This is a genomic window from Halomonas sp. 3A7M (assembly GCF_014897875.1).
GTDB lineage: Bacteria > Pseudomonadota > Gammaproteobacteria > Pseudomonadales > Halomonadaceae > Vreelandella.
The window spans coordinates 1-26,912 of the sequence record NZ_JABUZD010000031.1 but is presented as its reverse complement, the minus strand read 5'-3'; the positions used below and the strand labels follow the sequence as shown (position 1 = coordinate 26,912).

The 26,912-nt window shown below is 54.1% G+C and carries 23 protein-coding genes; 8 read left to right on the top strand and 15 right to left on the bottom strand.

Annotated elements, in window-relative coordinates; translation table 11 throughout:
- The coding region (locus INT19_RS02335; RefSeq protein WP_226924444.1) for a VOC family protein at positions 1-398 on the top strand (398 nt) is incomplete at its 5' end.
- A 43-nt stretch (positions 399-441) separates the two neighbouring features.
- On the opposite strand, the gene INT19_RS02330 is transcribed toward INT19_RS02335, so the two are convergent.
- The 7 genes from INT19_RS02330 to INT19_RS02300 form a co-directional block, all read right to left on the bottom strand.
- Positions 442-1,560 carry an extracellular solute-binding protein gene (locus tag INT19_RS02330; RefSeq protein WP_319022175.1) on the bottom strand — a complete coding sequence of 373 codons (1,119 nt, stop codon included), beginning with the start codon at positions 1,558-1,560 and terminating at the stop codon, positions 442-444.
- The gene (locus INT19_RS02325) at positions 1,550-3,301 is read right to left on the bottom strand and encodes a chloride channel protein (RefSeq protein ID WP_193059577.1); all 1,752 of its coding nucleotides are present in this window, start codon (positions 3,299-3,301) and stop codon (positions 1,550-1,552) included. Before INT19_RS02325 ends, INT19_RS02330 begins: the two co-directional genes overlap by 11 nt.
- Before the next feature lie 116 nt (positions 3,302-3,417).
- Positions 3,418-6,264, bottom strand: a complete 2,847-nt coding sequence (locus tag INT19_RS02320) for a valine--tRNA ligase (protein ID WP_193059573.1) — start codon at positions 6,262-6,264, stop codon at positions 3,418-3,420.
- A 63-nt stretch (positions 6,265-6,327) separates the two neighbouring features.
- The gene (locus INT19_RS02315) at positions 6,328-7,548 is read right to left on the bottom strand and encodes an MFS transporter (RefSeq protein WP_193059572.1); all 1,221 of its coding nucleotides are present in this window, start codon (positions 7,546-7,548) and stop codon (positions 6,328-6,330) included.
- An 80-nt stretch (positions 7,549-7,628) separates the two neighbouring features.
- Entirely contained in the window at positions 7,629-8,060 is a 432-nt protein-coding gene (locus INT19_RS02310; protein ID WP_083001094.1) for a DNA polymerase III subunit chi, read from the bottom strand.
- 90 nt (positions 8,061-8,150) lie between these two features.
- Positions 8,151-9,272 carry a branched-chain amino acid aminotransferase gene (locus INT19_RS02305; protein ID WP_193059571.1) on the bottom strand — a complete coding sequence of 374 codons (1,122 nt, stop codon included), beginning with the start codon at positions 9,270-9,272 and terminating at the stop codon, positions 8,151-8,153.
- A 152-nt stretch (positions 9,273-9,424) separates the two neighbouring features.
- The gene (locus INT19_RS02300) at positions 9,425-10,945 is read right to left on the bottom strand and encodes a leucyl aminopeptidase (protein ID WP_193059570.1); all 1,521 of its coding nucleotides are present in this window, start codon (positions 10,943-10,945) and stop codon (positions 9,425-9,427) included.
- A 149-nt stretch (positions 10,946-11,094) separates the two neighbouring features.
- Between INT19_RS02300 and lptF the strand changes: the two genes are divergently transcribed.
- The 6 genes from lptF (at position 11,095) to INT19_RS02270 (ending at position 16,084) form a co-directional block, all read left to right on the top strand.
- Entirely contained in the window at positions 11,095-12,174 is a 1,080-nt protein-coding gene (gene lptF / locus INT19_RS02295; protein WP_193059569.1) for an LPS export ABC transporter permease LptF, read from the top strand.
- A 15-nt stretch (positions 12,175-12,189) separates the two neighbouring features.
- Complete coding sequence (gene lptG / locus INT19_RS02290; RefSeq protein ID WP_193059568.1) at positions 12,190-13,254, top strand: LPS export ABC transporter permease LptG; 1,065 nt, start codon at positions 12,190-12,192, stop codon at positions 13,252-13,254.
- Positions 13,255-13,303: 49 nt separating this feature from the next.
- Complete coding sequence (locus tag INT19_RS02285) at positions 13,304-13,777, top strand: RDD family protein (protein WP_193059576.1); 474 nt, start codon at positions 13,304-13,306, stop codon at positions 13,775-13,777.
- Positions 13,778-13,935: 158 nt separating this feature from the next.
- Entirely contained in the window at positions 13,936-14,142 is a 207-nt protein-coding gene (locus tag INT19_RS02280) for a (2Fe-2S)-binding protein (protein WP_083001105.1), read from the top strand.
- 154 nt (positions 14,143-14,296) lie between these two features.
- Positions 14,297-14,782, top strand: coding sequence for a bacterioferritin (gene bfr / locus INT19_RS02275; protein WP_089039189.1), 486 nt, complete (start codon positions 14,297-14,299; stop codon positions 14,780-14,782).
- 279 nt (positions 14,783-15,061) lie between these two features.
- On the top strand, positions 15,062-16,084 hold the full coding sequence (locus INT19_RS02270) for a porin (protein ID WP_193059567.1): 1,023 nt from the start codon (positions 15,062-15,064) through the stop codon (positions 16,082-16,084).
- A 104-nt stretch (positions 16,085-16,188) separates the two neighbouring features.
- Here the strand turns inward: INT19_RS02270 and INT19_RS02265 are convergent, their stop codons facing one another.
- The 8 genes from INT19_RS02265 to INT19_RS02230 all read right to left on the bottom strand — a co-directional run bounded on the left by INT19_RS02265 (position 16,189) and on the right by INT19_RS02230 (position 25,825).
- Entirely contained in the window at positions 16,189-17,952 is a 1,764-nt protein-coding gene (locus INT19_RS02265) for an ABC transporter permease subunit (protein ID WP_193059566.1), read from the bottom strand.
- A gap of 13 nt (positions 17,953-17,965) precedes the next feature.
- A complete protein-coding gene (locus INT19_RS02260) occupies positions 17,966-19,480 on the bottom strand; it encodes an ABC transporter substrate-binding protein (RefSeq protein WP_193059565.1) in 1,515 nt (504 codons plus the stop codon).
- A 71-nt stretch (positions 19,481-19,551) separates the two neighbouring features.
- Positions 19,552-20,406 (bottom strand): ABC transporter ATP-binding protein, encoded by an 855-nt coding sequence (locus INT19_RS02255; protein WP_193059564.1) that lies wholly within the window; start codon positions 20,404-20,406, stop codon positions 19,552-19,554.
- Positions 20,407-21,219 carry an ABC transporter ATP-binding protein gene (locus tag INT19_RS02250; RefSeq protein WP_193059563.1) on the bottom strand — a complete coding sequence of 271 codons (813 nt, stop codon included), beginning with the start codon at positions 21,217-21,219 and terminating at the stop codon, positions 20,407-20,409. It lies immediately after the preceding gene.
- 233 nt (positions 21,220-21,452) lie between these two features.
- Positions 21,453-22,934: a carbon starvation CstA family protein gene (locus INT19_RS02245; protein ID WP_193059562.1), complete on the bottom strand. Its 1,482-nt coding sequence runs from the start codon at positions 22,932-22,934 to the stop codon at positions 21,453-21,455.
- 212 nt (positions 22,935-23,146) lie between these two features.
- Complete coding sequence (gene sodC / locus INT19_RS02240) at positions 23,147-23,680, bottom strand: superoxide dismutase family protein (RefSeq protein ID WP_038481314.1); 534 nt, start codon at positions 23,678-23,680, stop codon at positions 23,147-23,149.
- A 167-nt stretch (positions 23,681-23,847) separates the two neighbouring features.
- A complete protein-coding gene (locus INT19_RS02235) occupies positions 23,848-24,696 on the bottom strand; it encodes an alpha/beta fold hydrolase (RefSeq protein ID WP_193059561.1) in 849 nt (282 codons plus the stop codon).
- Between the two features lie 7 nt (positions 24,697-24,703).
- Positions 24,704-25,825: a helix-turn-helix transcriptional regulator gene (locus INT19_RS02230; protein WP_193059560.1), complete on the bottom strand. Its 1,122-nt coding sequence runs from the start codon at positions 25,823-25,825 to the stop codon at positions 24,704-24,706.
- A gap of 355 nt (positions 25,826-26,180) precedes the next feature.
- Here INT19_RS02230 and INT19_RS02225 point away from each other — a divergent pair, with 355 nt between their 5' ends.
- Positions 26,181-26,909 carry a hypothetical protein gene (locus tag INT19_RS02225; RefSeq protein ID WP_193059559.1) on the top strand — a complete coding sequence of 243 codons (729 nt, stop codon included), beginning with the start codon at positions 26,181-26,183 and terminating at the stop codon, positions 26,907-26,909.
- Positions 26,910-26,912: the final 3 nt, after the last annotated feature.

Here is a 26,912-nt window from a genome sequence, read left to right as displayed (position 1 = left end):
GAAAGATAACCGTGCCCTTGACAGGTCAATCCATACCAGGAGGTAAGGTGATTGTAAAGCGTATTGTCTCTAACATTGCTTCCACGCATCTTGAAGACGCTGAGACGTTCTATGCGGCTATCTTTGGTCTCAAGCTTGTGATGGATCATGGCTGGATAAGGACCTATAGCTCAGGCGAGGAAATGACCGCTCAGTTGAGTGTGGCGTCGGAAGGCGGCTCAGGTACGCCAGTGCCAGACCTATCGATAGAGGTGGATAGCTTAGAGACCGCTTTGGCGAGAGTTAAGTCGGCAAAGGTTGAGATTGAGTACGGGCCGGTAAGTGAGCCTTGGGGTGTCCGCCGGTTTTATGTGCGTGACCCATTTGGAAAGCTTATCAATGTTTTACAACATGAATAACCACTGGGTCGCTCATTTATTGCAACGACACCACCCCTCGCCTTCATTCCTGTGTTGTGAGGGTTTCATGAAACAGAGCCTCACGAAACAGAGCTTCGATACGTTCCTGGGTACGTGCATACCACGTCTCGTCTTTGGTCACCGCGCCCTGGGCGTTGATGGGGTGGGTGGGAATATGCAAGCGCATGTCCAGGCCGCTGTCGCGGTGGGTGGAGACCTGCATAGCAGCAGAGCGTCGCGCTGGGCCATAAGGGATATACCGAGCCAGTTCCGCCTGGCGTTCGCTGGTGGTGGCAAAGCGGATAAAGTCTCGCGCCGCCTCAGAGTTTGGGGCGCCGCGGGGGATTGCCCAGGTCTCGTGTTCCTGAAGCTGGCCATCCCAGAGGATCTCTATAGGCAGGTCGCGTTCCATCATGGCAGCGAAGAAGCGCCCATTGTAGCCGGAGGCCATGACCACCTGCCCCTCCTCCAATAGGCGCACCGGAGTATCACCGGCTTCCCACCAGTGGATATTGTCGATGCTTTGCAGCCGGGCGAAGGCTAGGTCTAGGCCGCGACGTGTACTGAGCAGGCGATAAAGCTCTTCCCGGGGCACCCGATAGGAGAGCAGCGCCCACTCTAGGTTCGCCGCCGGGGTGAGCTGAAGGGCCCGGGGACCAGGGAAACGCTGTTGATCAAAGAGGTCAGCGATGCGAGTGGGGCGGCGTCCGGGGAAGGCGTCGCGACGATAGGCCACGACGGTGGCAAAGATCGAGTGGCTGATAAAGCAACGCCCCAGGGCGCCGGGGAGAAAATCTTGGGCTGCTGGGGTGCCATTTGGCGCCGGGGCGGCCAGCTCCAGGGGAAGCGGTTCCAGTAGGCCTTCCTCGCAGGCCGCCATGGCCTCGCTGCGGGTCATATCAAGCACATCCCAAGGGACGTTGTTTTCTGCCACGGCTTGGCGCAGTGCTGCCAGGCCGCCGTTATAGCGGGTCACTTCCACCGCTACACCATGAGCCTCGGTGAAGGGCGTGAAGAGCGCGCGGCGCTGGGCTTGCTCATAGGCGCCGCCCCAGCTCAGTACCGTTAGTGAGGTGGCGGCGTCGGGCACTTCCGCACTGATGGAGGGAGCCAGGGTGAGTAGCCCAGCCAGTAGTCCGAGGGTCCATCGTCTAGCCAGCACCGTGCTCCTCCCGACGTAGGGCGTCGCTATGATGCAAGAAGGCCTGAGCAATGCTCGACTCATAGACCACTCCCAAGAAACGCCGCTTTTCATCCACCACAGCGATGGCCTCGCCGGTGATCTTCTGTAGCTGATGCATTGCCTCCCAAAGTGAGGATTGAGGATCTAGCACTGGGCGAGGAGTTTTGGGGCAGTCGGCCAGGGTTGGGAACTCGCTGTCTTCCCGGAGGGCCTCCAGACTCGCCAGGGTCACGCAACCGTGGTAGCACTCCTGGTCATCCACTAAGTAAGCTTCGCCCCGCCCCGCTAAACTAAGGCGTGAGATAGCCATGGTCAGTGGGGTCTCGGGGAGTAGGGTCACGGCGTCGTGGCTAATCAGCTCGGTCAACCGTTCCTCTTGGAGCACCGCGCGACTGCGGCCCGCGGAGAGATCCAAACCACGGCGGGCCAATTGAATATCGAACAGCGAGCGGCCGAACAGCTGGGCGGCCAGAGGACTGGCTAGTGTGACGCTGGCCAGGGCGGCGGTGGTCAAGGCATAGCTGCCGGTAAGTTCGAAGACGATTAGCAGCGTAGTTAGGGGGGCACCGAGTACCGGTGCGGTAACTGCCACCATGCCGCACACCGCATAGAAGATAAAGGTCTCTTGACCGCCGCCAAGCTCTGCTACCAGGGTGCCGGCTAGAGCACCAAATAGAGTACCGATCACCAGCGCTGGGCTGAAAGCGCCACCGGCGAAGCCGAGCCCTAAGCACAAAGCGGTAGCGGCCAGCTTGAGTAGCAACACCAACAGCAGTTCGCCACCGCCGTAGGCCCCAGGCAAAGTGGCGAAGCGCAAGGTTTCCTGGCCCATGCCGAGGATATCGGGTACCCAAAGAGCGGTCAGGCCGAGTAGCGCTCCGGCGAGAGCGGGGCGGAGGCTGGTGGGCAACGGTAGTCGCTTGGCCAGTTGCCCCATAGCAAGAATGGCATGTATATAGGCCCCGGCCACTAGGGCGCCTAGGCCACCCAGAGCTAGGAAAAGGGCGAACTCCCAGGGCTGGGGGATGGCGGGCTCCGTAATGTGGAATAGCGCTCCTTGAGCCAGCAACTGAGAGGCTAGCACATAGCTGACGATGGCGGCGGCAGCCACTGGGGCGAAGGCGCGCAGTGCATAGTGGCGTAGTACCACTTCGTGGGCGAAGACAATGCCTGCCAGTGGCGCATTGAAGGCCGCCGCGATGGCGGCTGCTACCCCGCAAGCGATCGTGATATTGTCCTCTGAGCGTCCCAGACGCAGCAAGCGTGTGATGAGGGAGCCAAGTGTCGCGCCGAGGTGAACCAGAGGACCGTACTGGCCCACTGAGGCGCCTGCACCTAACGATACTAGACCGCTTAACGCTGAGAGAGCGCCCGCCTTGGCGGGTAGGCTGCCTCGGCGGGTCTGGACGGCAGCGATGACGTCAGCAGGGGTATGGGGGCGGCCCTCAGACAGGCCGCGGTGTAGTTGACCAACGAGCAGCCCCCCAAGGATTGGCACTAGCAGAGTAGCCAATGTCACTAGAGTGGTGTCAGCAGCCATCATCTGGCCCCGAGGAGAGATCAACAGTAGGTCGTTGAGCCATACCACCGTATTAACGAAGCCAACGGCAGCCAACGCTGCCACTCCTCCAACGCCACTTCCTAACACTACCAAGCCAAGGAAACGCAACACCGCCAAGGGGTGTCGAGTCGAAACGCTGTCTGTGCTGGGTGAGTCCATAGTCAAGTTATAGGCGCTATTGGGCCAACGGACAAGGGAGCGTCACACTCGAACAGTCGATTGGCTGCTAAAAAAACACCCGCTTAAGCGGGTGTTTTTGTCTGGCGTGGTATGGTTTACAGCGCTGAAATTTTCGTGCGCTGCTCTTCCAATAACTGCTTGGCAGCTTGGAATTCGGCGAGTTTGCCACGCTCTTTTTCCACCACGGCTTCGGGGGCTTTGGCGATAAAGCCTTCGTTGCCGAGCTTCTTCTCGATGCCGCCGATCAGCTTGTCCTGCTTGTCAATTTCTTTGGCTAGGCGTTTGAGTTCGGCATCTTTATCGATTAGATCAGCCATCGGTACCAGCACTTCCATATCGCCCACTAGCTGGGTGGCTGAAAGCGGTGCGTCGTCTGGGTTGGATAGCCAGGTGGCGCTTTCCAACTTGGCCAGCTTGGCGAGGAAGTGGCGGTTGCTTTCCAGGCGTTCGGCGTCTTCCGATTTACCTTTGGTGAGCAGTACGTCCAGCGGCTTACCGGGGGCAATATTCATCTCAGCGCGGATGTTACGCACCGCGATAATCACGCCTTTTAGCCATTCGATATCGCGAGTGGCCTGTTCGTCGATTTTGCTTTCGTCAGCTTCCGGCCAAGCTTGGAGCATGATAGACGCGCCATCACCGACGAAGGTGCCTGCCAGCGGCGCAACGCGCTGCCAGATCTCTTCTGAGATGTAGGGCATCATCGGGTGGGCGAGGCGCAGAATGGTTTCCAGTACGCGGACCAGCGTACGGCGGGTGCCACGTTTGGCTTCTGCACTGGCGTTTTCGTCCCACAAGACCGGCTTGGAAAGTTCCAGGTACCAGTCGCAGTACTCGTTCCAGACAAACTCATACAGCGCTTGGGAGGCGTGGTCGAAGCGGTACTCGTCCATCGCTTTGGTGACCTGGGTTTCAGTTTTCTGCAGCTGGGAAATAATCCAGCGGTCGGCCAGTGAAAGCTCAACGTCGCCACCCTCTGTGCCGCAATCTTCACCTTCGGCATTCATTAGCACGTAGCGTGAAGCGTTCCACAGCTTGTTGCAGAAGTTGCGGTAGCCATCCAGGCGGTTCATATCAAACTTGATATCGCGCCCGGTGGTTGCCTGGGAAAGGAACGTAAAGCGCAGGGCATCGGTGCCGTGGGCTTCAATGCCATCTTTAAATTCGTCCTTGGTCGCTTTGGCAATGGCTTTGGCCTGTTTCGGCTGCATCATATTGCCGGTGCGCTTTTCCAGCAGCGCATCCAGGCTGATGCCGTCAATCAGGTCGATGGGGTCCAGCACATTGCCCTTAGATTTGGACATTTTCTGACCCTGACCGTCGCGTACCAAACCGTGTACATAAACGGTTTTGAACGGTACTTCGCCAGTGAACTTGAGGGTCATCATGATCATCCGAGCGACCCAGAAGAAGATAATGTCAAAACCGGTCACCAGCACGCTGGAGGGGTGGAAGGTTTCCAGTTCTGGGGTTTTTTCCGGCCAGCCTAGCGTGCCGAACGTCCATAGGCCCGAGCTGAACCAGGTGTCGAGGACGTCTTCGTCCTGGGTCAGGGTGACGTCTGCTGCAAGGCCGTGCTTTTCGCGGGCTTCCTCTTCGCTGCGGGCAACGTACACATTGCCTTCGGCGTCGTACCAAGCGGGAATGCGGTGGCCCCACCACAGCTGGCGAGAAATACACCAGTCTTGCAGGTCGCGCATCCAGGCGAAGTACATATTTTCGTAGTTCTTCGGCACGAACTGGATATCGCCGTTTTCCACCGCTTCAATGGCGGGTTTGGCTAGCGTTTCTACCGCAACGAACCATTGATCAGTGAGCAACGGCTCGATTACATCGCCAGAACGGTCGCCATAGGGCAGGGTGTTGTTGACTGCTTCCACTTGTTCCAAAAGGCCCAGGGCGTCCATATCGGCAACAATCTGCTTACGCGCTTCAAAACGGTCCAGCCCTGCGTACTTGGCGGGCAGGCTGGCGTCTTCGTCGGGCTGAGGAGTGCCTTTTAGGTCAAAGATTTCAGCGCGCTCAAGGATGGTGGCATCCTTGGTGAACACATTGATCAACAAGTGGTTCTGGCGCTTGCCGACTTCGTAGTCATTGAAGTCGTGGGCCGGGGTGATCTTCACGCAGCCGGAGCCTTTTTCCATATCGGCGTGCTCGTCGGCAACGATAGGAATGCGGCGACCGACCAGCGGCAATTCGATAAATTTACCGACCAACGAGGCATAACGAGCATCGTCTGGATTAACCGCGACACCCGTATCGCCTAGCAAGGTTTCAGGGCGAGTGGTTGCCACGACCAGATAATCTTTACCATCGGCGGTTTTGGCGCCATCGGCCAGCGGGTAGCGGAAGTGCCAGAAGCTGCCCTGCTGCTCTTTGTTTTCCACTTCCAGGTCGGAAATGGCGGTGTGCAGGGTAGGGTCCCAGTTCACCAGGCGTTTGCCACGGTAGATCAACTTTTCTTCGTGCAAGCGCACGAACACTTCTTGCACGGCTTTATAGAAGCCGTCATCCATGGTGAAGCGCTCGCGAGACCAATCAACGCTGGCGCCCATGCGGCGCAACTGGCGGGTGATGTGGCCGCCGGACTCCTCTTTCCACTCCCACACCTTGTCGATAAACGCATCGCGGCCCAGGTCGTGGCGGGTTTTGCCTTCTTCCGCGGCAATTTTACGCTCAACCAGCATTTGCGTGGCGATACCAGCGTGGTCGGTGCCTACCTGCCACAGGGTGTTGTTGCCCTGCATCCGCTTCCAACGCGTCAGGGTATCCATAATGGTGTCCTGGAACGCGTGGCCCATGTGCAGGCTGCCGGTCACGTTAGGCGGTGGAATCATGATCGAAAATGGCTTACCACGGCCTGTCGGGACGAAGCGGTTGTCGGCTTCCCAGCGTTCGTACCAGCGGGTTTCGATCTGTTCGGGTTGGTAGGTCTTTTCCATGGGGAGTCGGCTCACGGCTTGCAAAAAAATGGTGGCAAGTATACCGCGAACGACCCCCTGGCGTCAGGGGTGTGTGGTACGAACATGCAAACCACGCATGGCGATTAATCCAAGCACTGGGCCGGGCAGTAGCCACCAGATTACCCAGGGACCTTGGCTGGCCCACAGGGCAGTGACTAGGGCAATAGAAGGAATCGTTAGGCCAAAACCAATAGCATTCATCATGGCAAGTGCCGCGCCGAGGCGCTCGGGTGGGGCGGCGGCTGACGCCAGCGCGGAAAACTGCGCGGAATCGGCAATCACGCTAATGCCCCAAATCCCTAACAGGGTTAGCAGTAGCCAGGGTGATGTGCTGCCTAATAGCGGATAGAGCAAACAAAGCGTGCCGGAGGTCGCTAGCGCCACAACGGCCACTCGCGCGCTGCCCACTCGGCGGCTCCAGCGGCCAGCCCATACGCAGCCAGGCAGGCCCAACGCAATCACCGCAAAACTTAGCCATGGCTGAAGGCCCGGCGCTGCGTTTAGGCGTTCCAGCTCTCTAGCAACTAGAAAGGGCACCAGCGCCCACAGAGCGTATAGCTCCCAGCAGTGGCCAAAGTAGCCCAGCGCCGCAGCGCGGAAGTGTTTTTGCTTGAAGGCAGCCAATCCCGCCCAGGGGCGTCCGCCGCTGGCCTTGGCGGGCAGATGTGGCCCCACGCCTAGTTTAAAAATCATTAGTGCGGCGAGCAGTGCCAGGGCAGAGGCCAGCAACAGTGGCCACTGCCATGGCAAGTGCAGCGTTAACCCGCGCAGTAAGTGGGGCGAGGCAATGCCCAGTGTCAGCATGCCGACCAACCAGCCCAGCGCCGCGCCTGCGTTGTTGGGTGTCCAGCTCACCACCAATTTCATACCGAGCGGATAAATACCGGCAAGACAAAGCCCGACCAAAAAGCGTGCTGCTACCGCCAAGCTGACGCTCTCGGCGACGCCAATAAACGCGGCATTTATCAGCGCGCCTGCTACCGCAGAGATAGCGAACAAGTGACTGGCACGTACGCGGTCGGCAAGGCCGGTGGTGGCAATTAACAGCGTGCCGGTAATAAAACCTGCTTGCACTGCAATGGTGAGCAGTCCCAGGTCGCTTTCACTCAAGGCAACGGCCTGTTGAAGCGCCAGCCCAACGCCGTTAACGCTGAACCAAAGTGAAGTGCCAAACAGCTGTGCAATGACAATCACCGCCAACGGGGCGCGCGCTAAAAAAGCATGAGAAGGTTGGGTGGATGCAAGCCGAGTAGGAAAGCGCATTGGGTGACTGTTCCGCTGAGTGATTGTTATTTGAGGCGCTGTCGTAGATGGCTATACGTTAATGACAGATGGCCGGCAGATTACCCCAGCTTATGCGGCACCACTTCATGGCCCATTTCTTTATAGCGTTGCCAGCAGGCGCGTTTGGCGACCAGTACTTGTTGGTGCTGATTGATAATTTCGGCAATGCGGGCGTAGCGTTCCACTCCGTCGGGAATGTCAGGGTGCAAGTTCAGTAGTGCGGTTTCTTGCGTTGGCACGGGGAGTTGCTGCCAGCCAAGCGTTATCGGCACGCTGGCGGCCATGTCGCTGTCTTCCAACGCGTGGGGTAGGTAGGCATCTTCACGGAACTGCCAAAGGGCCTCGTCGGCCTGTTCGGCCAGGGCTTTATCTTCGCAGTGCAGGTGCAACCGATAGCCTTTGCGGTGAATGGTTTCGGCTAGCTTGCAAGCAAACTGGAGGCGCGCTTCCAGGGTAGTGTCAGGAAGAATATAAAAATCGATACGTGCCATCAAAGGCTCCAGCGGTTCCCGCTTTTTTTTCAAAACCCCTCCCTACCACCGCTGTTAGCGGTGGTAGGGAGCTGGGTTATACCTGCTGATTTATACCAACCGGGTGAGCCAGCCGTGTTTGTCTTCGCTGTGGCCATACTGTATGTCGAGCAGTTTTTTGCGCAGGCGCATGGCAATGTCGTTGCTGCCATCGCCCTGTAAGCGAATGCGCTCGTTTTCAGTAACCAGTTCGCCAATCGGGGTAATAACCGCTGCGGTGCCGCAGGCAAACACTTCGGTAATCTCGCCAGACGCTGCACCTTCGCGCCATTCATCAATGCTGATGGCGCGCTCTTCCGGTGTTAAACCAGCCTCTTTTGCCAACGTAAGTACGGAGTTGCGGGTAACGCCTTCCAGAATGGTATCGGTGAGGCGGGGCGTCACTAAACGCCCATCCTTATAGACGAAGAACAGGTTCATGCCGCCCAGCTCTTCGAGCCACTTGTTTTCGGCAGCATCCAAAAACGCGACTTGGCCGCAACCATTGGCCGTGGCTTCTTGTTGCGCTGCCAACGATGCCGCGTAGTTACCGCCACACTTGGCAAAGCCGGTACCGCCGGGAGCTGCACGCTTGTAGTGGGAAGAGAGCCAAATAGAAACTGGCTTAAGGCCGCCTTTGAAGTAGGCCGCTGCAGGGGAGGCAATCACGTAGTAATCCACTTCGTGAGCCGCACGCACGCCTAAGAAAGCTTCCGAAGCAATCATAAACGGGCGCAGATAGAGGCTGCACTCGTCGGTATCACTGGAAGGTGTGGGTACCCAGGCATGGTCTTGGGCCAGCAGCGCTTTCAGTGAACCGATGAAATCTTCATCGGAAAGCTCTGGCAACGCTAATCGGCGGGCGCTGCGGCGAAAACGCTCGGCGTTTTTCTCTGGGCGGAACGTCCAGATGGAGCCATCGGCGTGGCGATACGCTTTAACGCCTTCGAAAATTTCCTGGCCGTAGTGCAACACCGAGGCCGCTGGGTCGAGGGTTAACGGACCATAGGGGCGTACTTGGTGGCCGTGCCAGCCGGCGTCGACTGTCCAGCGGACGTGAGCCATATGGTCAGTGAAATACTTACCAAAACCTGGGTTTTGCAGAATGCTGTCACGAATCTCATCGGCCATCGGTTGGTTGGACGGCAGTATTTCAAAATGTGATTCAAGTTGGGTATCTGAATCTGTGGGCACGGCGTTTTCTCTCCGCTATAGCTTGGCCCCGAAGGGCAAGTGTTAGTGTTTATATGGTGTAGCGTGCGACCTGAAAACAGCACGCACGCTAATGCCCTTAGATGTAACGTTTACGTCAACGAATGGCAACTGTTGATCGTCTGATTGTGATGTTAGCCGTCGCTATTTTCTACTTGTGCATCGGCCTCACGATCAAGCAAGTACTGGGTTAGTAGCCCAACCGGGCGGCCGGTAGCGCCTTTTTGCTTGCCGGAGTGCCAAGCGGTGCCGGCGATATCCAGATGTGCCCAGGGGAAGTGATCGGCAAAGCGCGACAGGAAACAGGCTGCCGTAATGGTGCCTGCCGGGCGGCCACCGATATTGGCCAAGTCGGCGAAGTTGGAATCTAGCTGTTCCTGATATTCATCCCAAAGCGGCAGATGCCAAGCACGATCCCAAGCCGCTTCGCCAGCGTCCAACAGGTCAAGTGCCAGATCATCATCGTTGGAAAGCAGCCCCGTTGCGTGATGGCCAAGGCCGATAATGACCGCGCCGGTGAGGGTGGCAATATCAACCACGCTGGCCGGGGTAAAGCGCTCTGCGTAGGTAAGCGCATCGCAAAGCACCAAGCGGCCTTCGGCATCGGTGTTGAGCACTTCAACCGTCAAGCCTTTCAGGGTTTTGATAATGTCGCCGGGCTTGGTGGCCGCACCGTCAGGCATGTTTTCAGCAGCGGCAACAATGAACACCACATTTAACTTGGGCTTAATGGCGAGCACTGCTTTTACGGTGCCGAATACGCTCGCCGCACCGCCCATGTCGAACTTCATTTCATCCATGCCTTCGCCGGGCTTCAACGAGATGCCACCGGTATCGAAGGTGATGCCTTTGCCCACTAGCACATGGGGCGCTTCTTCAGGATTTTCCGCACCCTGGTATTTCATCACGATCAGGCGTGTCGGCTCTTGACTACCGCGCCCAACAGACAGCAGTGAGCCAGCACCCAGCGCTTCCAGCGCCTCTTCATCTAAGATTTCAACCTCAAGGGCACCTTGGGAATCACGGCCTAGCTGCTCGGCTTGCTCGGCAAGATAACGAGGTGTGCAGACATTACCCGGCAAGTTACCCAAGGTGCGGGTGAGGTTGATACCTTGGCCAATGGCGGTGCCCAGTGATGCCCCTTGTTTGGCCATCGGTGCTTCGTCGGCATCGCTGACAATCAGATTCAGCTTGGTCAGGCTGGGAGCTTTTGCAGGTGATGATTTGAACTGGTCAAAGCGATAAACAGCGCGTTCCGCCGCTTCGAGTGTTTTACGGGCTTTCCAAGCAGTGTCGCGATCTTCTAGAGGAACGTCTGTAAACGTAGCGCTAGCTTCGTCAATTGGCAGCTTGGTCAACGCTGCCATAGCGGCGTCTAAGGCTTTGATAAACGCTGCTTCCTGGCATTTGGCACGTTCGCCCAGGCCAACAAGCAATAAACGTTCGGCGCCCAGGCCCGGCGCAAAGGGGACAAGCTGCACATTGCCCAGCGAGGCATCAAAGTCGCCACGGTCAAGCAACTGGCCAATTAGCCGCTCGCTCGCATCATCTAATTTGGCGACGGCGGGCAATAAGTCGCTACCTTTAAAGACAGGCAAAACGAGGCAAGCCGTTTCGGCTTTGGCTGGGTTCGCGGTCTGAACGGAAAATTCCATGACGTCTCCAACAAGACAAGCATCGAGTGATTCGGGATAATGCCCCGTTACTTGGGTTTTTGATAATCGGTTTTTGATAGCAGTTTGATTAGTGTACCCAAGCCATGGGCGCATTGCATTGCAACCTGCGCTACTAGCCGGAGAGTGCGTTGATTTTATTTCGGTACTTAACTCGCGAAGTATTACTGACGATGTCAGCGGTGGCTGGTATTTTGCTACTGGTCATCATGGGCAGCCGTTTTATTCGCTATTTCTCTGATGCGGCAGAGGGTGACATTCCGGTCACTATCTTAGGCAGCCTGATGGTTTTTCACCTGCCAGGATTTATGGAGCTGATTCTACCGCTATCTTTTTTCCTGGGAATATTGCTGGCCTATGGTCAGCTTTATATGAACAGTGAAATTACCGTGATGGTGGCTTGTGGTATGAGCCCTATGCGGCTGTTGCGAGTAACGCTGTTGCCTGCTTCGCTCGTGGCAGTGCTGGTGGGGCTTTGTAGTTTGTGGCTAACACCGGCGGGCGCGTTACAAACTGAGGCCACGCTTGAAGAGCAGCGCAGTCGATTGGATGTGTCAGTACTGGCACCTGGGCGTTTCCAGGATTTCGGTGGAGGCCGTACCGCTTACATCAGCGATTTCAGCAACGATGGCACTGAAATGCAGGAGGTGCTGGTTCATGAGCAGCCTGTGGCTGGGGCGGAAAAGACTCATAGCTACGTGACCCGGGCGGGTTCTGGTTATCAAGAAACCAGTATGGAAACCGGCAGCCGTTTTCTAGTGCTGGAGGATGGCGAGCGCTATGGCGTAACGCCAGGTAAACAAGCTGCCGAGCGGTTAACGTTTGAACGCTACACATTGCGCCTGGGCTTGAGTCGGAATCGACAAGAGCTAGATGCCTTAGAGTACGCGACCACGACTGAGCTATGGAACGACCCCAGTGCTCGTGCCCAAGCGCAATTTCAGTGGCGAGCGGGGTTACCGCTAATGGTGTTTGTTTTGGCATTACTAGCCCAGCCGCTTTCCAGAGTAAACCCTCGTCAGGGGCGGTTTGCCAAACTACTGCCTGCCGTTTTTCTTTACGTCGCTTATTTAAGCCTGCTATTGGCCGCGGTGGATGCGATCGGTAAGGGCGTTCTAGAAGTTGCGCTGGGGGTTTGGCCGGTACACGGGCTGTTTTTGGCGCTTGGCTGCCTGCTGCTATGGCACTCGCAACGTAAAGGAATGCGCTAATGAAGGGGCTAATTCATGCTTGCTGATCGTCTTGATCGTTATATTGCCCGCAATGTGTTGGCGGCCATCATTGTCGTCCAGTTTGTGTTACTCGGCTTGGACATCACCATCGCCTATATCGGTGATTTAGGCGACACCCAAGGTAACTATACCGCGTTAGACGTGTTGATTTATCTGGGCATGCGTCTGCCTTGGCGATTTTATCAATACGCTCCGGTAGCGGTGTTGATTGGCGCGCTGATTGGCATGGGGAGCATGGCATCCAGCAACGAGTTAACGGTGATGCGTGCCGCTGGCCGGTCGCTTGCGCGGATTGTCTGGGGTGTCATGAAGCCGGTGCTATTAGTGGTCGTAGTGGTGCTGCTGGTCGCCGAGTTTGTATCTCCCCGTACGGAGCAGTTTGCCGAGGCATGGCGTTTAGAACAGCGCCAGGGGGAAGGGGCGCTGCTAACTAGCCGAAGTGGTTGGCAATTTGAAGGAGAAAGTGTGTATCGCTTTGGCGCTATTCGTGCGGATAACGTGGTGCTGGATTTAACCCGCTATCGTTTTGATGAGCGTCGGCTAATTGAAGCTACCCATGCGAATCGCGCGCATTGGGAGGAGGGCGCATGGCAGTTGGAAGACGTTACCACTACGCATATTTTTGATGACCATACAGAGTCGGAGTATCAGCAATATGCAGGTTGGGATACTGCGTTAACGCCCACCCAACTGGAACGTTTGCTGCGTGATGTCGAAAGTCAGGCGCCTAGTGAACTGTGGGCGTACGCCGACTTTTTGCAAAGCCAAAATCTCCAAGCTGACCAACCGCTACTCTATTTCTGGCAAAAGGTGCTGATGCCGCTAACGATGGGATCACTGGTATTAATCGCCGCTTCCTTTGTGTTTGGCCCATTGCGCACGGTGGCCGCAGGTACGCGAGTGTTTTATGGCGTGGTGACCGGCCTTGTATTTAAGTATGTACAAGACCTGCTGGCACCTGCATCAACCATCTTTGGTTTTTCGCCTGTGTGGGCGGTATTGGTGCCAACTCTTGCCTGTGCGGCGGTAGGTATTTATTTCTTACACCGCAACGGCTAGTTGCGGCGGCGATACGTGAATGAGGATGAGCATAGTGACGAGCAAGGTGATGAATCCCCGACGCTTTACCCAATTAGATAGCGTCTGGCCTGCTGGGTTAAGCCGCCGTTTAGGCGCGATGCTGTACGACGGATTTTTGGTCACAGCCATTTGGCTCGCAGTGACAGTGGTTCATCTGGCTTTTTTTCGCTTTGTGCTGGGGCAGCAGGCAGACGAGATAGGCACAACTCAATTTGATATCTGGAGCCTTAGGCTGATGTTGCTGTTCTTTGTCACGCTATTCTTTGTCTATTCGTGGCGGCGTGGCGGCATGACGTTAGGGATGCAGGCATGGCGGCTGCGGGTGCAAACCACCGATGGTCACGCGATTACACTTAAGCAAAGTCTAATGCGCTGTGTGGCAGCCTGGCTTTCCCTGGCCGCGTTTGGCATTGGTTACTGGTGGGTTTTGTTTGATCGACAGCGTAGAAGCTGGCCAGATATCGCCTCGAATACGCAAACCGTGGTGCTACCGAAAAAATAATTTTACCGCCTGTTTTGCTAAAAATATTGCTATGACAAGGCGTTATCATATGGCTCATTTTTATTAAGACGAATGGATACCAAAAAGCATCCATTTCTACTTGAAAAGATGTATGCGAATCATTTACATTCATCTCATGATCTTTATGAGGTGTTGCCATGTACGTTTGCGTGTGCAAGGGAGTAACCGACCATCAGATTCGCCAGCACGTTAGCGATGGAGCGCGCAGCTGGCGAGAAGTACGCGAGGCCACAGGTTGCGGAACCCAGTGCGGAAAATGCGCTTGTTTTGCTAAATCGCTAACCCGTGAAGCGGTTCAGGAGGCTCGTTGCGAAGCGGATATGAGTCTCGCTTACGCTGTGTGACGCGAATCACTATTGTTAAATTTATCGTTAGCAAATATATGATTTTTTTGAGTTTTTAGTCATTTTCTATATACTCCCAGCATCGTTGGGAGTAAGCCTATTTATGGCCTATACTCTCTAGTTAGCGTAATCGCACACTAAGAAAGGTGACGTCATGAAAGGTGATCCCAAGGTTATTCAGCATCTCAATATCGCCCTCGGCAATGAACTGGTAGCCATCAACCAGTATTTTCTGCATGCCAAAATGTACAAAGACTGGGGCTTTAAAGAGCTTGCGAAGTGGGAATACGATGAGTCCATTGAAGAAATGCAACACGCCGATAAACTAATCGAGCGTATTTTGTTCCTTGAAGGCATTCCTAATCTGCAGGATCTAGGCAAACTACATATCGGCGAAAATGTAAAAGAAATGCTCGAAAGTGATTTGAAAATCGAGCACGACGGCCGCAAGGACTACATCGAAGCAATTACCTACTGTGAAAGCGTTAAGGATTACGTAACCCGCGATCTACTGCGTGACCTGCTTGCCGATGAAGAAAGTCATATTGATCATATCGAAACGCAGCTTGGTCTGATCGATAAAGTGGGTATTCAAAATTACCTACAAAAACATATGCAGTTGGCGACTGACGAAGAGTAACGCTTGTTAATTTAATTAAAGCGGTATTGTTCGATTAAAGCGTCACTCAGCAAAACGGGCAGCCATGTGGCTGCCCGTTTTGCTATTGCATTAACTAATTGCCTTGCTTGTCTTTCCTAATAACGTTCTTCGTATCTGCTGTTCTCTCTGTCCTTGAAGCTAATTAGCTGGGAGTAAATGCTTTTGTTGTTATGTTATAATATATTTTTTGTGTGCCGTCGTGAGATGGGTTAATCGCACGCTTTATTAATCGTGATATGAATATAAAGGATATACGAGATGAGATCAGTGCATTCGGCTGTTTTGGCTTTCGGCATGCTTTGGGGGGCATCTGCGCAAGCCACGCCGGTCTATGACCAAGCTGGAACAACGCTTGATATCTATGGGCGTATTGCCATGGGTATTTCCGGTGGTGGTACCGAATTTGATAGCGCGGGTAACCAGGTCGATAACGGGGTTGATTTCCAGGATGTCTATTCTCGGCTCGGCTTCCGCATGCAGCATATGATCACTGATGATATCTCGGCGTTTGGGCGGCTTGAGTGGCGATTTAAAGGCGACGAGCGTCATACAGACAAAGGCTTCAGTGAAATTCGCCAAAGCTATATCGGAATGAAGAGTCAGCGATACGGCACGCTACAGGCGGGTAATTTCGATAGTCTCTACTATCAGTTTGTATCTGCACCGTTTGATGTTTACCTCGATAGAGGCTTGCTGTTTAACTCGTCAGCCATTCAATCTCGGGGTGACTCTGTTGGTTACTACACTCCGTCGCTTAATGGCTTTACTTCATTCATTCAGTTAAAGCATTACAGTGAACGAGGTCTTTCAGTCGAAGAGCAACGCCATGAAGGTAACGTTGTTGCCGCGCAAGGGGGAATTCAATATAAGCAGGGCCCTTTAACCATCGGCTTTGGGGCAGTAGATGACAAAGTGCGTGGAAATGGTAACGGTGAAATGCTCTATGGTCTGATGGGAGCTTATGCCGTTACTGATCAGTTGACGACACGCTTGGGTGTTGAGACCCAGGATAGCAGTACTACCTACGGGGGTGGCTTTGAAACGGTAGGCTTAGGAGGTACTTACGTTTCTGGGCCTTGGGCGTTCACTGCCGACTATTATCACGTCAAGCGGGATAATGAAGCCAATAGTAATGTTTGGGCCGCAGGCACCTACTATAAAGTGACAAGTGCCTTTGATGTGTTTCTGGAGTTAGCTGATGGTGACACTCCCAGGCTTGATAACGCTAGTGATTTGTCGGAGGACGTCTACTGGCTAACTGGCGCGCGCTATCACTTTTAAGTGTTGGCAGGTTATACGGTGTAGGGACTAACAACGAGGGGCGAGTATTTCGCCCCTCGTTTTGGCTTTGCTACATCCCATGACTAAGCATCGCGAGGCTGCTTTTAACGCTGCCGAGTGCTTAAGCCCACCAGGTTTGAAAGTGACACCGCTAGTACCGATAGCAAAATTAGTGCTAATGCGGGAATCAGCACCGCCCAAGGCGCTCGCTCAATATAGGGCATACCTTCGGCAAGGATTAACCCCCACTCTGGTGAAGGTGGGCGTGGCCCCAGGCCGAGAAAGCCAAGTGCTGCCAAGGCCAGCGCCACGCCAGGTAAGCGCAGCATGGCGTGGCGAAACACTGGGCCAAGCACTGCCGGTAAGATGTAGCGGCTCATTAAGCGGAAATGACCCACGCCTAGCATTGGCGTAATGCGCACGTGGGGCTGGGCTTTCACTTCCGCCACCAGTGCCGCTGTGTGCGCTGCAAGCGGAGCCCAAGCGACGGCGGTTACCGCAATGATCGCGCCGCTAGCACTTGGCCCTATTAGCCCCGCGACAATCAACCCCGCAATGGTGGGTGGCGTTGCCTTGGTGATTTCAATAGGACCAGTGGCTAGCTTGGGGGCTAGTCCAATCAGTAGCCCTATTACTAGCGAAAAGAATACGACGACTGTTGCCATGCCCATGGTAGACAGCGCACCGTGAGCCACCCGCGCCAAAATATCGCGCCCAGTGCCGTCGGCGCCTAATGGTAACGCAAAGCTTGGTGACTCTAAGCGCATAAACGCGGAGCTAAACGGGTCACGCCCCATCCCCGCTACGATTAGCACAAAGAGCAGCAACATCGCGATGGCGGGTACAACCCATGCCCTACGTTGGATATTCTGTTCGCTATGCGCCACGGGCAGAGCCCCAAGCTGAAAAGCACGGCCCAGTAACAGCACGCGACCAATATTGGCCAAGCTGCCTAATATAATGGCGATAATCAGCAGAATCAGAATGCCAGTTTGTAGCGCGGGAAGGTCCTGGGCAGATGCTGCGCCAAGCGTTGCTCGACCCAGGCCTGGAATAGAGAATACCTGTTCGACGGCAATGGCTCCGCCCGTCAGACTCACCATGACCATGCCGACCTGAGGCATCAGGCTGGGTAAGGTGCGTCGCAGTGCGGCCATGACAATTCGGCTGCGTGAAAAGCCTGCTACGTTCCAGGTAGCGACCCAGCGCTCGCTGAAGGTGGCTGCAAGGCCATCGCTAAACAAGCGGCCCAACAGACCGCCTGCCGGAAGGCCCAGCGCAAAGGCGGGCAATAGGGCATAGCTAAAACCTCGCCAGCCGTAAGGCGGTAGCCAGTTTAACCATGCCGCAAACACGACTAGCAGTAGTGAGGCGAGTAGAAACTCAGGTAGAGCTGTTAAGGCTGCACCAATGGCGCCGGAAGAACGGCTGACCTGGCCTCGCAAGCCACGCCGTACCACGGGGGTGCAGATCAGGGTAGTGGTAACCACCGCTACCAGCATGCCAAAGGTCATTAGCGTCAGTGATACCTGGGCGCTCTTTAACATACCCGGTAGCACGGGTGCGCCGGAGATCCAGGAATTGCCTGCATCGCCATGCAGCAGGCCCGTCAGCCAGCTCTGCAGCTTCTCGAAGGGGCCAAGATCCAGGCCTAACTGAGCACGAATTGCTGCTAAGGCTTCGGGGGTGGCTTCCTGCTCGGCAGAGCGTGCCCGCAAAATGCTCAGTGCAGGGTCCCGGCCGGATAACCACGGCAGTAGTCCCACCAGCACCACCACGCTGGCTAGTGTAACCAAACGTGAGAGCAGCGGAATAAAGGGCGTGATACGCAAGCTGCGCCATAGGCGCAGCGGTATTGCGGTTGTCATGCGTGGCGTACCCTTAGGAGTCACTGTCGGCGTCGATGGTTGTCTGCTCAGTGATCAGCGCACGTTCACGGGGGTCACGCTCGGCGTTAGAGACCCGCGCTGACTCGCCCTGAATTACGCGTTCGTGGAGCATCGGAATAGCCGCATCGGTGCGTAAAATAGCTGCTTCCGCCTCGATAATTGCCTGACGGCGCTCATCTCCGGTGGGCAGCGTGGCAGCATTGGCTAGCGCTTCATCGACGGCGGGGTCACATAGCTGGGCGATGTTGAAAGAGCCCGCACAAGCGAAGTCGCTGAACATATAGGCCACCGGGTCGCCTGAATCGAGGACGGTGGCACGCGAAAGAATAAAGGCGTCAAACTCACCGGCTAAGGCATCCGCTTCGATATGCGCGTACTCACGCACTTCTTGGTTAACGTTAAAGCCCGCACGGGTCAGCTGCTGTTCAAGCAGGACAGCCACTTCGGGCAGCTCGGCGCGGTCAGTAAACGTCGCCAGGGTGATGTCAGTGCCGTTTGGCTCGGTGGGTGCAGTGCGATCTTCAAGCGGGGTGCGGTAGCCGCTTGCCCACGCTAGTGCCGGGCCGAGTAACCCTTCGGCGATATCCGCGCGCCCTTCGTAAACAGTATTCACAATAGCGGAGCGGTCTATTGCTTCACGAACGGCTGCGCGCAGGCCGGGGTCGGTCATTGGGCCTGATTCGGTATTCAGGTAAAGCGTATTGGTGCGTGGCATGGGCACTTCGTGGACTCGCTCAGGGTCAAGCAGCGCCACCTGGGACACCGGAATCGCTTCAACCACATCGGCCACACCGGTTCTTAAGGCTGCCGCTCGAGCGGTGCCGTCGGGGACATAATCAGCATCAATACCGGCCACTTTGGCGGGCTCGCCCCAGTAGTCATCAAAGCGATCCAGATGGGCGCTGCTAGTACCGTTGATCTCTGTTAATACGAACGGGCCGGTACCTGCTTTGATGGGGTTAACCCGGCCATCCTCGCCATAGGCGCTGGCGGCTAAAATCGCCAGTTGGGGGCTTGATAGGCGGTTGGGAATCAGCGGGTCCTCGGTTTCCGTGCGCACAATCACCGCGTTATCACCATCGGCTTCGATGGTCATGTTCACGCCATCTAAAATGCGTGGTTTCGGGGCGGCCTGGGTAGCCGCAGTGAGAGCGTTCACTACGTCGCTAACGGTCAGTGCTGTGCCATCATGAAAGCTGACCCCATCGCGAATCACGAACCGCCATGTATGGCCATCGAGCTGCTCCCACTCGGTGGCCAGAAATGGCAGTGGGTCGCTGCTGGCATCCAACCGAATGAGCGTTTCCGCCGTGCTCCAGCGCGACAGTTTGAAAGCATCATCGGAAAGTGGCGTTAATCCCGAGCGAGGTGGCTGCAGCATCGCTAGGCTGATTCGTTCACCGGCCTCTGAAGATGTGGTGTCACGCTGTTCATCAAAACAACCGGCCAGCAGTAACGGGGCGGCAAGGGCAATAGGCAGGGAAAGGCGCAGCGGACGGGGTAACATCGTAAAAACTCCAGTTGAAGTGACGAGCAGGAAAAATGTGTAGAAAAAATAAAAAAGTCACAGATACGTTATTAAAGTGCTGCTAACTCAGTTGCATTGCAGTTTGGATGCGCACAAGTAGGTAGTTGCGCAACGGCATTGATTAGCGAGCGCGTAGTCGGGTGATGGGGGGCGCGCCAAAGCGCTTCCGTTGAACGGTCTTCAACTATTTTGCCGTCATCCATGACCAGCGTGCGTTGGCACAATTGGGTGACCACCGATAAATCATGGGACACCATCAGTAGCCCTGTGCCGCTTTCATCGCATAGCTTTTTCAGCACGCTAATCACCTGCGCGCGAACCGGTAGGTCTAGGCCGCTCAGTGGCTCATCGGCGAGCAAAAAGCGTGGGCGCGTAGCAATCGCACGGGCAATGGCGACCCGTTGAGCCTGGCCGCCGGAAAGCTCATGAGGCAATCGGTCCAAAAAACGTGCATCCAAGCCAACTTGCTCCAATGCTTCTCGGACGCGTTCTCCAGGGTCGCAATCAACGTTTAGGCGTATCAATGGCTCGGCCACTAGTGCACGAACATTCATACGAGGGTCAAGGGAGGCACCGGGGTCTTGGGGAATATACTGAACAGCCCGACGGTACCATCTAAGCTTGGCCGTGGAGGCGGGACGTACCGTTTTATGCAGACAAGTAATCGAACCAGTATCGGGCGCTTCAATCGCTAACAGCGAGCGTAGTAATGTCGTTTTCCCCGACCCTGACAAGCCGACTAGTCCGACACGTTCACCCGGATAAAGCCTCAGGTTGATGTTATTCATGACTTGTTTGCGTTCACCCGCCCGCCAAAAAACAGTGCGGGGTAACGAGACGCTTTTATAGAGCCCGTTTGCTGAGAGGAAGGCTTCCTGGCACTTGAAAAGTGGATGGCTCTGCATTTAGGCACTCTTCAAATAGTCAGTTGGGACTACTTCAGGCGGTTGCACATTATGCGCCGCCGCTACGAGCGCTTGAGTGAATGGGTGCTGCGGGGAGGTGATTAGGGTGTCTAACTCACCGCTTTCGATCATCATGCCTCGTTCAATAATGACTGCCCGCTGGCATAGCTGTGCTGCCGCGTGTAGATCATGAGTAATGAATAGCAGCGCAGATGCTGAGCTGTCGGTATGTTGATGTAAGGCGCGCAGTACCTGGGCTTGAGTGACGACGTCCAACGCAGTCGTAGGTTCATCGGCAACCATTAGCGACGTTTTACAAGCCATTGCTAACGCAATGCATACCCGCTGACGCTGTCCACCAGAAAGCTCTGCTGGCGTGCGCTTGATTAACCGTTGAGGGTCTGGAAGGTCCAGTGACGCGAGTAGTGCCACTGTGGCGTCATTCGCGGCAGAGCGCGATAGGCCATGGTGGCGCAAAAAGGGTTCTCGCAGCTGGGAACCGATAGAAACTAAGGGATTAAGTGCCGAGAGCGAATCCTGAAACACCATCGACACCCGTGAGTTTTTCGGCCGCTGTGTGGCAGGTGTTGCAATCGCCTCTTGGCCTTGAATACGTATGCTTCCCTGAGTTCTAGCATTGGGTGGCAGCAAGCCGAGCACTGCTTTAGCTGTGAACGATTTGCCTGAGCCAGAAGTGCCCAAGAGGCAAACACGCTCGCCGGGCATGACGTCAAACGAGAGTCCATCGACGACCTGTTGCTGGCCGATTTTAATGCGCAGATCACGCACGGATAACACTGGGTCGCTGCACATTGACACCATCGCTTGCTGAACCGCTCAATAAAATATTTTAGTTATGATATAACATTGGTTGGTTGGGAATCAATCTATGCGTTAATGCTGCGTCTAAAAAGCGTGTTTCAGTGGTTAAAACAACTAGTCAAAACAGCGAGTCTAAAAGTAGTCGAAATGAAGTTAAGAGACGCCCATAAAAAAGCGCTGAGCTAATCAGCGCTTTTTCTCTTAAGGGGCAGTAAAACAATAACTTACTTGGTAACAGTAGATAGTGTTTGGGTCTGTCCCTCTTCGCCTGTACCGAAGGCATCAGCATGTTCATCAACAGCAAAGGTAGCGCGGCTTAAGCGGCGTACACGCTTCATAAACAGTGCGATACATACCAGCGTGCCCAGCGCCGCGACGATACAGCTTGTTTGCAGTGGTAAGCCAAAGCCAATCGGTGCGTAGGCTAAATAGGTAAAGGTGGCCATGGTCATAAAGACAGCTGGGATCGAGGTGATCAGATAAGGCTTACGTGATAGCACTAGGTACATGGTGCCGACCCACAGTGCGATAACCGCGGTGGTTTGGTTGGCCCAGGAGAAGTAGCGCCATAGCAGGGTAAAGTCCATGTGGGTAAGCGCGTAAGAAGCAACAAACAGTGGCAGGGCGATCAAAATACGCTTAATAATCGGCTTCTGCTCAACCTTGAGATAGTCAGCAATAATCATTCGTGCACTGCGGAAGGCGGTATCGCCCGAGGTAATCGGCAGCACAATAACCCCCAGCACGGCCAGCGTGCCACCAACAGCGCCAAGCATGCTAATAGATACTTCGCTGACCACTGCTGCGGGGCCGCCGGCGGCCAACACAGCGGACAGCGATTGTTCGCCCTGGAATAAACTCATGGCGGCGGCGGCCCAGATCATCGCAATCACGCCTTCGGCAATCATCATGCCGTAAAAGATTTTACGGCCATTGGTTTCGTTTTGCGTCGTACGCGAAATGATGGGGGTTTGTGTGGCATGGAAGCCTGAAAGAGCACCGCAGGAGATCGTTAAGAACAGCAGCGGGAAAATGGGCGCTCCTTCAGGATGCATATTCTGGAAAGAGAGTTCTGGAATCGGTGCGCCGGTAACAACCAAACCAATACCGATGCCTGCGGCGCTGAACAGCAGCAAAGCGCCAAAGTAGGGGTAGATACGGCCAATGACTTTATCAATCGGTAGCAGCGTAGCAACCAGATAGTAGGCAAAAATCGCCAGAATAATTAGCGTTAAAGAGAGTGATGTCATATTAGAAAGCAGCGCTGCGGGCGAGGTTACAAAGACCGTGCCCACCAGTAATAACAGCAAAATAGCAAAGCCGTTGACCACATGCTTCATGGTTTTACCGAGAAATTTACCCGCCAACTGAGGCAAATGAGCCCCGTGGTTGCGAATCGAGATCATACCGGTGAGGTAGTCGTGTACGGCACCTGCAAAGATGCAGCCAACCACAATCCATATAAAAGCCACTGGACCATAAAGCGCCCCTAAAATGGGGCCGAAAATCGGGCCGACACCGGCAATGTTAAGCAATTGAATAAGTGAGTTGCGTGTGGTGTTCATCGGCACATAGTCAATATTGTCACGCATACTAAACGCCGGTGTTTGACGCTTGCGGTCAGTAACAAACACGCGCTCAACGAACTTGCCGTAGGTGAAGTAGCCCACGACTAGAAGCAGTATCGATACAATGAAGGTGATCATTTAGGGCACTCAGTCTCAGGGGAATGAATAGGGTAGTGCATGCTAGTGAATTACTTGTTAGCACGCTTATTTGGCCGGGCTGAATGTACCGACTCATCAGGAGAATCGCTTTAAGACTTTAGTGGCCTATGGTGCTAGCAAGAGCAATTATCAACATAAAAAAGGCAGCGCTGTGCTGCCCGATATATCGCTATAGTAATGGGTTTTAAACGTTACGATTCAACGACGCCGCAGGCCATGCGCGCACCGCCACCGCCTAAGTGGGGATCATCTGAATACGTATCGCCGCCCGCATGGATCATCAGGCTACGTCCCGGCATATCTTCCATACTCAAACGCGGTGCCAGCACCGGCAGGTTGGCTTCGCCATCTTCATTCACTGTGAGAACCGGTAGGTCACCCAGATGGCCATCGCCGTAGGGACCTTGGTGGGTACCAGCCTCTTCAGGGTCGTAATGACCACCTGCAGACAGCGCTGCTGTCATTTCGCCGCTATCGTTTTCAGCAGGCTCGCAGCTGGCATTTTGGTGGACATGAAAACCGTACACGCCGGGCTCTAGGTCAGTTAACGACGGCGTAAGCAACACGCCGTGCTCAGTATGCTCAATAGCGACAGTCCCAATCGACTGTTCAATTCCTTCAGCGCTGACCTTGTGCATTTCAACGTCGAGCGTTTCATTGGCCTGAGCGGTGGTTGCCAGCAGTAGCCCTGCGGCAATACCTGTTAGCGGTAGTGAATAACGCATAGTGCAATTCTCCTTTCCTTATCCATGGAAGCTCGTATGACGAGTTGCCATTTCAAGGTAGTTGGCTATTGGAGAAGATGCTAAATGCTCATTAACAAGTTTTTCATGGTGAGTCGTGTGAAAGCGCTGAGGGCAGAGGTGGTAGACACTCTTGCAAAAAATAAGCTCTAAATGCTTCTTTGATAGGCTTTAATTAATGTGTCGTAATGGCCTGAATAAGGTAAAGCGGTTAGGACAGACCCAGAAATAAACGATGCGAGTGCTTGTCCATGCTCAAGATGAACTAATGCATCGTTCTCACCATGAAAAATCTCTACAGGAACCCCTAAGTCTCCAACGCTGAAAGGCCACTCTCGTGCCATTAGTTGAATATCTCTAACAATGCTATCAGCCGCTATCAAGGCACCTTGCTGTGTTGCTGCCACTAGATTTTTTTGAAAGGCTTTACGTAGTTGTGAAGCTTGTAGGAATTGACGTTCTTGGTCACTGAGAGAGTCCATTAACGCGGTGGTCAGTGATGCGCTGTCGCCCGTCAAATCTACTAACTGGGTGATTAAATCCTGAGGAGCAGTCAAAGCTGCGTGCCACGTCTCGGCAGTCAGCTTTCCTGCGTGTTTGTAGGGCGAGCTCTGTATCGGAACAGCAGGCGTCCCGACCAGCATTACTCTGTCGACTCTCTCTTTGAGAGCCGTTGCAGTCGCCATGGCGAACACGCCACCTCCCGAAAAACCTAGTAGCGAGAATTTGTTAATTTGAAGCTGCTCTGCCACTGCCTGCACGTCGTCTGTGTGGTCAGCAAAACGGTAGCTTTTCATCTGAGTGGAGCCACCATACCCTGGGCGATCTATGGCAATGAGCCGAATGCTCTCGGTTTCATTTCTTGCAGTTGCCATCAATACTTCTTTTTTAGAACCGGGAATGCCGTGACAGTAGAACCAGGCTGGTGCATCTGCTGAGCCTGTATCCATAACACTCAAAAAACGTCCATCTGGCCTTGGGATACGGTAAGTTTGCATCTCGTAACTACTCAAATCGATTAACTATTCCAACACTAAGCAGTAATGTGCGTATTAAGTCAGCCTGCCTCGTGACGTCTGTTTTTCGCATGACTGATTTTAATTGAGAGCGAGTGGTGTGTACCGTTACGTTCAAATAAGCACTAGCCTCATTAATATCTAGGCCGCGCATTAGTAAGTCTACTAGACGCAATTCCGCTACGCTCAATGAGTAAAGGTTTTTTAGACGTCTATGGTCTAGGGGGATGGTCATTTGTGGATCAAGCAAGAAAGCGATAACGGTGGCAGCAGGGCTAACATTCCAGGAAAGGGAAGAATTTATTTCTTGATTACAAAAAAGTACCAATGAAGCTCCTGCCCTATTTAGCTGAATGCTCTCACAGCGACTTTCTCCTTTGTTTAGCTTACGCGATGCCTGAACAAGAGCTGAACCGAGCTTTTCTTCATCGAAAATTAAGCGGCCGTTACGCTGCTGTATACCGAAGCAATGGGTGCTAAGCACATCTTCGGCAGCTCGGTTTGACCAGTGGCAGTGTAAGTTTGCATCCAGCATCCACACCCCAAAAGGAAGGTGGTTAAAGGCATTCTGAGCTTGTGCTAATGCTTCCTGTACTTGGCTAGTCAGTTTGGTCAGCTGAGCTACACGGCGTAAATGTCCGCTCAAATCTTCTAGCTGTTCTTGCTCCTGCCGAGTAAACATGCCCTTTTCACGTGGTCGATGTATGCCAATATGCATCGCAGATGAGCCATCGCGTTCAAACTGGGTTCCCATGGCATAAAAATTCCCGTTCGGGCGGAAAAATAATTGGTAGTGCTCAGAGTGCTCAAATGCCCGGTCAGAAATAATGTCGGTACTTATATGGACTTTGCCCAGAGGGCCGTTAGCTAGTGATGTACGAAAGGGATCAAATACGACTGCCTCATGTTCATAATTGAGCCCTTGTTCTAAGCCAATAGTATAGGATCGGTAAACGACAGGGTTTTCACGGTCAGTGATACGTAGCGCTGCCGAAGGGGAATCAAAAAGGTGGCCAAGCTGTTGCAGAAAAATATCCCAGCCTTCGGGATAGATGACGCTGTCATAGAGTGTATGTAGTAGCGTGGATATGGTTTTTTCTTTGTTATACACGATCTCAGTCCTTATTTGATGAGTATCGGTTATCGCTACAAATACAAAATATACCTGACTTTAGAAGCAAGTCCTAGGCGTCAAGTTAGCTCCCCCATAGTAGTTCCTTCATTATTTTTATATAGAAAGTAGGGGGATTGGCATCTCAATTTTTTAAATGTTTCACCCATTTGAGTGATTCTTGCATGACTTTCACGTGCTTAACTTCAATCGAGTTAGGCTCGATATGAAGCAGCTACGTTAAGCAAGCAATTGCTTAGCAAGCGTATTTCAAAGCAACAGAATTAAAAAGCCAGAAGCTTCTTAATAAGCAGGGCCTAAAGTAAAAGTCGTATAAATTAAGGGGGAAATCAATATGGAAACTATTGATAACAAAGACTCAGTACTGAAGCTCTCGCTCCTGGCCTTAGCTATCGTTGCAGTGACGGGTTGTTCCAGTGGTGGCAGCTCCAGCCAGCCAATAGATCAAGATAATCCAGGGCAGACGGATGGCGGTGGTGGCTCAAGTGATAGCGGTGGTGGCTCCGGTGATAGTGGTGGTGGCTCCGGTGATGGTGGAGGTCCGAGTGATCCCGGCCAGGACTTCACCTACAAGACTATTAACCCTATCGAAGAGATACCTGTTGGGGAAGAGTTTCGTCTCGACAGCGTAACAGTCAATGCGACTCCCTCTAGCAGTGGAGTTACCATGAACCAGCAGCCTGTGCTAGATCACGCAGCAATGATCGAAGTCCTACCTAATGGGCCAAATGGCGAGGCAAGAATCCGTTTGAATGCGCCAATTGCTGACGTCGAAAATAGGGATTTCACGGAAGGTCGTGCTCCTTACATCTTCGATAATGGAGAAGATAATGATATTAGGATACGTTCCGTAGAGCATGAGTCGGAACAATTCCTTAACGGTTCTTTGAACTACGCGGCTTTTGGCGAATGGGTAATCCGCAACAGCGGTGGCGACTCTGACGGTAGTTACTTTGCCACCGGCTACGACACTCATCTCAATGACATGCCCTCTACAGGATCCGCAAGTTACAGTGGGGCCGCTAGCCCGGATTTCTCACAGGGTATAAAAGAAAGCGGCTGAAAG

Excerpts from the sequence above, each read along its gene's own strand:
- lptG (WP_193059568.1), top strand. The coding sequence starts at position 12,190 with ATGCTTGCTGATCGTCTTGATCGTTATATTGCCCGCAATGTGTTGGCG.
- INT19_RS02255 (WP_193059564.1), bottom strand. The coding sequence starts at position 20,406 with ATGCAGAGCCATCCACTTTTCAAGTGCCAGGAAGCCTTCCTCTCAGCA.
- bfr (WP_089039189.1), top strand. The coding sequence starts at position 14,297 with ATGAAAGGTGATCCCAAGGTTATTCAGCATCTCAATATCGCCCTCGGC.
- INT19_RS02285 (WP_193059576.1), top strand. The coding sequence starts at position 13,304 with ATGAATCCCCGACGCTTTACCCAATTAGATAGCGTCTGGCCTGCTGGG.
- INT19_RS02225 (WP_193059559.1), top strand. The coding sequence starts at position 26,181 with ATGGAAACTATTGATAACAAAGACTCAGTACTGAAGCTCTCGCTCCTG.
- INT19_RS02250 (WP_193059563.1), bottom strand. The coding sequence starts at position 21,219 with ATGTGCAGCGACCCAGTGTTATCCGTGCGTGATCTGCGCATTAAAATC.
- INT19_RS02270 (WP_193059567.1), top strand. The coding sequence starts at position 15,062 with ATGAGATCAGTGCATTCGGCTGTTTTGGCTTTCGGCATGCTTTGGGGG.
- INT19_RS02260 (WP_193059565.1), bottom strand. The coding sequence starts at position 19,480 with ATGTTACCCCGTCCGCTGCGCCTTTCCCTGCCTATTGCCCTTGCCGCC.
- INT19_RS02265 (WP_193059566.1), bottom strand. The coding sequence starts at position 17,952 with ATGACAACCGCAATACCGCTGCGCCTATGGCGCAGCTTGCGTATCACG.
- INT19_RS02325 (WP_193059577.1), bottom strand. The coding sequence starts at position 3,301 with ATGGACTCACCCAGCACAGACAGCGTTTCGACTCGACACCCCTTGGCG.
- INT19_RS02310 (WP_083001094.1), bottom strand. The coding sequence starts at position 8,060 with ATGGCACGTATCGATTTTTATATTCTTCCTGACACTACCCTGGAAGCG.
- sodC (WP_038481314.1), bottom strand. The coding sequence starts at position 23,680 with ATGCGTTATTCACTACCGCTAACAGGTATTGCCGCAGGGCTACTGCTG.
- INT19_RS02300 (WP_193059570.1), bottom strand. The coding sequence starts at position 10,945 with ATGGAATTTTCCGTTCAGACCGCGAACCCAGCCAAAGCCGAAACGGCT.
- INT19_RS02280 (WP_083001105.1), top strand. The coding sequence starts at position 13,936 with ATGTACGTTTGCGTGTGCAAGGGAGTAACCGACCATCAGATTCGCCAG.
- INT19_RS02320 (WP_193059573.1), bottom strand. The coding sequence starts at position 6,264 with ATGGAAAAGACCTACCAACCCGAACAGATCGAAACCCGCTGGTACGAA.
- INT19_RS02245 (WP_193059562.1), bottom strand. The coding sequence starts at position 22,934 with ATGATCACCTTCATTGTATCGATACTGCTTCTAGTCGTGGGCTACTTC.
- INT19_RS02235 (WP_193059561.1), bottom strand. The coding sequence starts at position 24,696 with ATGCAAACTTACCGTATCCCAAGGCCAGATGGACGTTTTTTGAGTGTT.
- INT19_RS02315 (WP_193059572.1), bottom strand. The coding sequence starts at position 7,548 with ATGCGCTTTCCTACTCGGCTTGCATCCACCCAACCTTCTCATGCTTTT.